The sequence below is a fragment of the Nocardioides sp. CPCC 206348 genome (genome assembly GCF_048654705.1).
In the GTDB taxonomy this organism is placed as follows: Bacteria; Actinomycetota; Actinomycetes; order Propionibacteriales; family Nocardioidaceae; genus Nocardioides.
Map to the genome: position 1 here is coordinate 34,883 of NZ_JBMCZA010000226.1, position 3,649 is coordinate 38,531.

Genomic DNA, 3,649 nt, shown 5'->3' on the forward strand with positions numbered 1-3,649 from the left:
AGGCGACCGGGTGAGGTCGCGGACGCCCATGCCCATCGGGTCGACGTTGTGGGAGATTCCGGTGAGCCAGGCGGGACGCTCGCGGACGTCGCGGGCCTTGTCGCCAGCAGCGAGCACCAGCGCCGCCACACCGTCGGTGACGGGGGAGCAGTCGTGCTTGCGCAGCGGGTCCGCGTACATCGGGCGTGCGAGCAGCTCGTCGACCGACGAGCCGCCCTTCCGGATGGCGTACTCGTTCTTCTCGGCGTCGGTCAGCGAGCGGTTCGCGACCTCGGCCATGGCGCGCTCGTCCCAGGCGCCGGCGTCGATGCCCACGCGGGCCTGGAGGCCGGCCAGGGACACGGTGTCGGGCCACAGGGGCGTCATCGTGTACGGCTCGAGCTGGAGGGCGAGCGTGCGGCGCAGCACTCCGGCCGAGCTCTTGCCGAACGCGTAGACGAGGGCGGTGTCGACCTCGCCCGTCTGGATCTTGATCCACGCCTCGTACATCGCCCAGGCGAGGTCCATCTCCACGTGGGACTCGTTGACCGGCGGAATGACACCGATCGCGTCGACGGCCTGGACGAACGAGAACGAACGGCCGGCGAGGTAGTCGGAGGAGCCGGAGCACCAGAACCCGACGTCCCTGCGGGTCCAGCCGGTCTGCTCGTAGAGCTCCTTGAAGACCGGGACGAGGAGCTCGACACAGGTCGGGGACCCGTCGAATTCAGGCATCTGTCGCTGGGCGAACCCGACGACGGCGACGTCACGCATTAGTGGCAGGCCTTTCTGAAGGAACGTCGTGGGGTGTTCACAGGTGCTGCTGGTAGGTGGCGTAGTCGGCGTCCGGTTCGCCGGTCGGCGCGAAGTGGTCGATGTTCTCCAGGGAGTACGCCCACTCGTCCTTCGGCTTCCAGACCGCCTTGACCCGCATGCCCATCCGCACCTCGTCGGCAGGAACGCCGAGGATGAGGTGCAGGACCGCGATGTCGGCGCCGTCGAGGAGCACGTACGCCGACACGTACGGCGGCTTGATCTTCTGGCCCAGGAACGGCACGTTGACGATGCAGAACGTCGTGATCGTGCCGGTCTGCGAGAGCTCGACCTCCTCCGCGGTCGGCGTCCCGTCAGCGGGGCACGCGCTGCGCGGCGGGACGTAGACCTTCTCGCAGGTGGGGCAGCGCTGGCCCATGATCCGGCCCTCGTTGAGGCCGCGGTAGAACAGCGACTCCTCGGGCGAGGCCGCGTAGTTGTAGTCGAGGGACACCGTCGTGACGACGCCGGTGACCGGCTCGACGGAGGCGGCCGCAGGGGCGGCTGCCTCGGCCTCGCCGGGGGCGAGCGGCTCGAAGCACGCGATGTCGTTGATGTGGCCGACCCGCTCCGCGGCCCAGCGCACACGCACCCGCATGCCGGTGGTGACCTCGGCGGGTGAGGAGACGTCCAGCGCGTGGAGGAACGGCACGTCGGCGCCGTCGAGCGTGACGAGGGCGAAGGCGAACGGCCGGTCGAACGGCTGGCCCTTCACCGGCTCGGGGACCCAGGTCCAGGACGTGACCGTGCCGACGGACGCCACGTCCACGAACTCGGTCGTCGCCTCGTGGGTGACGGGGTCGAACTCGAGCGGTGGGACGACGACCTGACCGGCCGAGGTCCGTCCGCCGACGACCACTCCGTCGCGAAGTCCGGAGAGGAAACGACCAACGACGGGGCCGGTCGATCGCGTGTAGTCGAAGGCGACCGTCACGGGCGCCTGCAAGGTGCGGCTCATGAGCCAAAGTGAAACATGTTCTGCCCAAAAGTGAAACACGTTCTAGAAATGCTTTCACTCGACGGGCATGATGCAGCCATGAAGCTGGGACTGCAGTTGGGCTACTGGGGCGCGCAGCCCCCGCAAGGAGTGGGCGAGCTCGTCGCCGCGGCCGAGGACGCCGGGTTCGACGCGATCTTCACCGCCGAGGCCTGGGGGAGTGATGCCTTCACGCCGTTGGCCTGGTGGGGTCGCGAGACCAGCCGGGTGCGGCTCGGCACCTCCATCGTGCAGATGTCCGGCCGTACGCCGACGTCGATCGCCATGCACGCGCTCACGCTGGACCACCTGACCAACGGCCGGGTCATCCTCGGCATGGGCGTGAGCGGCCCGCAGGTCGTGGAGGGCTGGTACGGCCAGCCGTTCTCGAAGCCGCTGGCCCGGACCCGCGAGGTCGTCGAGATCATCCGCAAGGTCCTGGCGCGCGAGGAGCCGGTCATCAACGCCGGCCCGCACCACCCCTTGCCCTACAACGGCCCGGGGGCCGTGCACCTCGGGAAGCCGCTCAAGCCCATCGTCCACCCGCTCCGCGCCGACCTGCCGATCTGGCTCGGCGCCGAGGGCCCGAAGAATGTCGCCCAGACCGCCGAGATCGCCGACGGCTGGATCCCGATCTTCTACACGCCCAGGAGTGCCGGCATGTACCAGCCGTGGCTGGACGAGGGCTTCGCCCGAGCGGGCGCCCGTCGTACTCGCGCCGACTTCGAGATCTCGGCGACCTGTCACCTCCAGGTCGTGAAGGACGCTGCCGAGAAGCAGGCCGTCGTCGATGCGATGAAGCCGTTCGTCAGCCTCTACATGGGTGGCATGGGCGCCAAGGAGCAGAACTTCCACACGCAGGTCTTCGCGCGGATGGGCTACGAGGCCCTGGCGGACGAGGTGCAGAACCTCTACCTGGCAGGGGAGAAGGACAAGGCCACGGCGCTGATCCCCGACGAGCTCGTCGACGACATGCACATCATCGGCACCGCCGGTGAGGTTCGTGAGCGCGTGGCGCAGTGGGAGGAGACCGGCGTGACGACACTGCTCCTGTCCTCCCGCAGTGCGGCCGAGATCCGGCAGGTCGCCGAGCTGTTGGCCTGAGTTCGCCCGGAACACTGGTCGCTGTCGGCGACGAGGGCTAGCGTTCCGGCCATGAGGCGGGAGCCGCACGAGAACGTCGCCACGGTGCTGGTGGACCCTGCCCTGCTCCGTGACCTCGAGCTCGAGCTGATGGAGCTCGACCTGTGGGTCTGGCCCGTACGGACTGCGCCGATCTGCGTCGACGGGCCGCGCACGGCATTCCAGGTCAGGCGGCGCCTGATCGAGGCGAAGCAGGGTGCCTGGGACTGTGCCGCCGGCTGGATCCCGGTGTGGATCAGCTTCGGTGAACGCTGGCGCACCTCAGGGGACCCCTTGCCGTGGGCCGCGCACCGCGCACTCTGGGGCGTCCTCGACGCGCACGCCGACCAGGTCCGGTTCCAGCGCCGGCTGGGTGGAGTGGCGCCGCTCGTGGCCCCGGCCGAACGGCGCGCCGGTTGACCTTGCCGACGACTAGAACACGTTCTATATTTCGAGACGCACGCTCGTCCCTCACGTGCTCCTCAATAACCGAAGGCCTCCAGTGACCGACACGCTCCGTACGCCTGCCCACAACGGCCACCTGATGGTCGCGGCCCTCAAGCGGCACGCCCACCGTCCCATCGTCCATCTGGGTGATGTCACGCTCACAGGAGCGGAGACCGCCGACCGGATCTCGCAGTACATCCAGGCCTTCGAGTCCCTCGGGGCCGGCCGCGGTACACCGGGGGCGCTCCTCGCACTGAACCGGCCCGAGGTGCTGTTCATCCTCGGCGCGGGCCAGACGCAGGGCTTCCAGCG

At 69.1% G+C, this 3,649-nt stretch carries 4 protein-coding genes and 1 pseudogene; 3 read left to right on the forward strand and 2 right to left on the reverse strand.

What is annotated here, in order from left to right:
• On the reverse strand, nucleotides 1-714 hold a 714-nt coding region (locus ACOADB_RS25745; protein ID WP_378605648.1), incomplete at its 3' end, for a lipid-transfer protein.
• Between the two features lie 76 nt (nucleotides 715-790).
• Nucleotides 791-1,750: a Zn-ribbon domain-containing OB-fold protein gene (locus ACOADB_RS25750; RefSeq protein ID WP_378605651.1), complete on the reverse strand. Its 960-nt coding sequence runs from the start codon at nucleotides 1,748-1,750 to the stop codon at nucleotides 791-793.
• A gap of 78 nt (nucleotides 1,751-1,828) precedes the next feature.
• On the opposite strand from ACOADB_RS25750, the gene ACOADB_RS25755 reads away from it, so the two are divergent.
• The 3 genes and pseudogenes from ACOADB_RS25755 to ACOADB_RS25765 form a co-directional block, all read left to right on the forward strand.
• Nucleotides 1,829-2,872 carry an LLM class F420-dependent oxidoreductase gene (locus ACOADB_RS25755; protein ID WP_378605654.1) on the forward strand — a complete coding sequence of 348 codons (1,044 nt, stop codon included), beginning with the start codon at nucleotides 1,829-1,831 and terminating at the stop codon, nucleotides 2,870-2,872.
• 51 nt (nucleotides 2,873-2,923) lie between these two features.
• Nucleotides 2,924-3,310, forward strand: a complete 387-nt coding sequence (locus ACOADB_RS25760) for a hypothetical protein (RefSeq protein WP_378605657.1) — start codon at nucleotides 2,924-2,926, stop codon at nucleotides 3,308-3,310.
• A gap of 82 nt (nucleotides 3,311-3,392) precedes the next feature.
• Nucleotides 3,393-3,649, forward strand: a pseudogene (locus tag ACOADB_RS25765) (acyl-CoA synthetase); the annotation flags it as partial.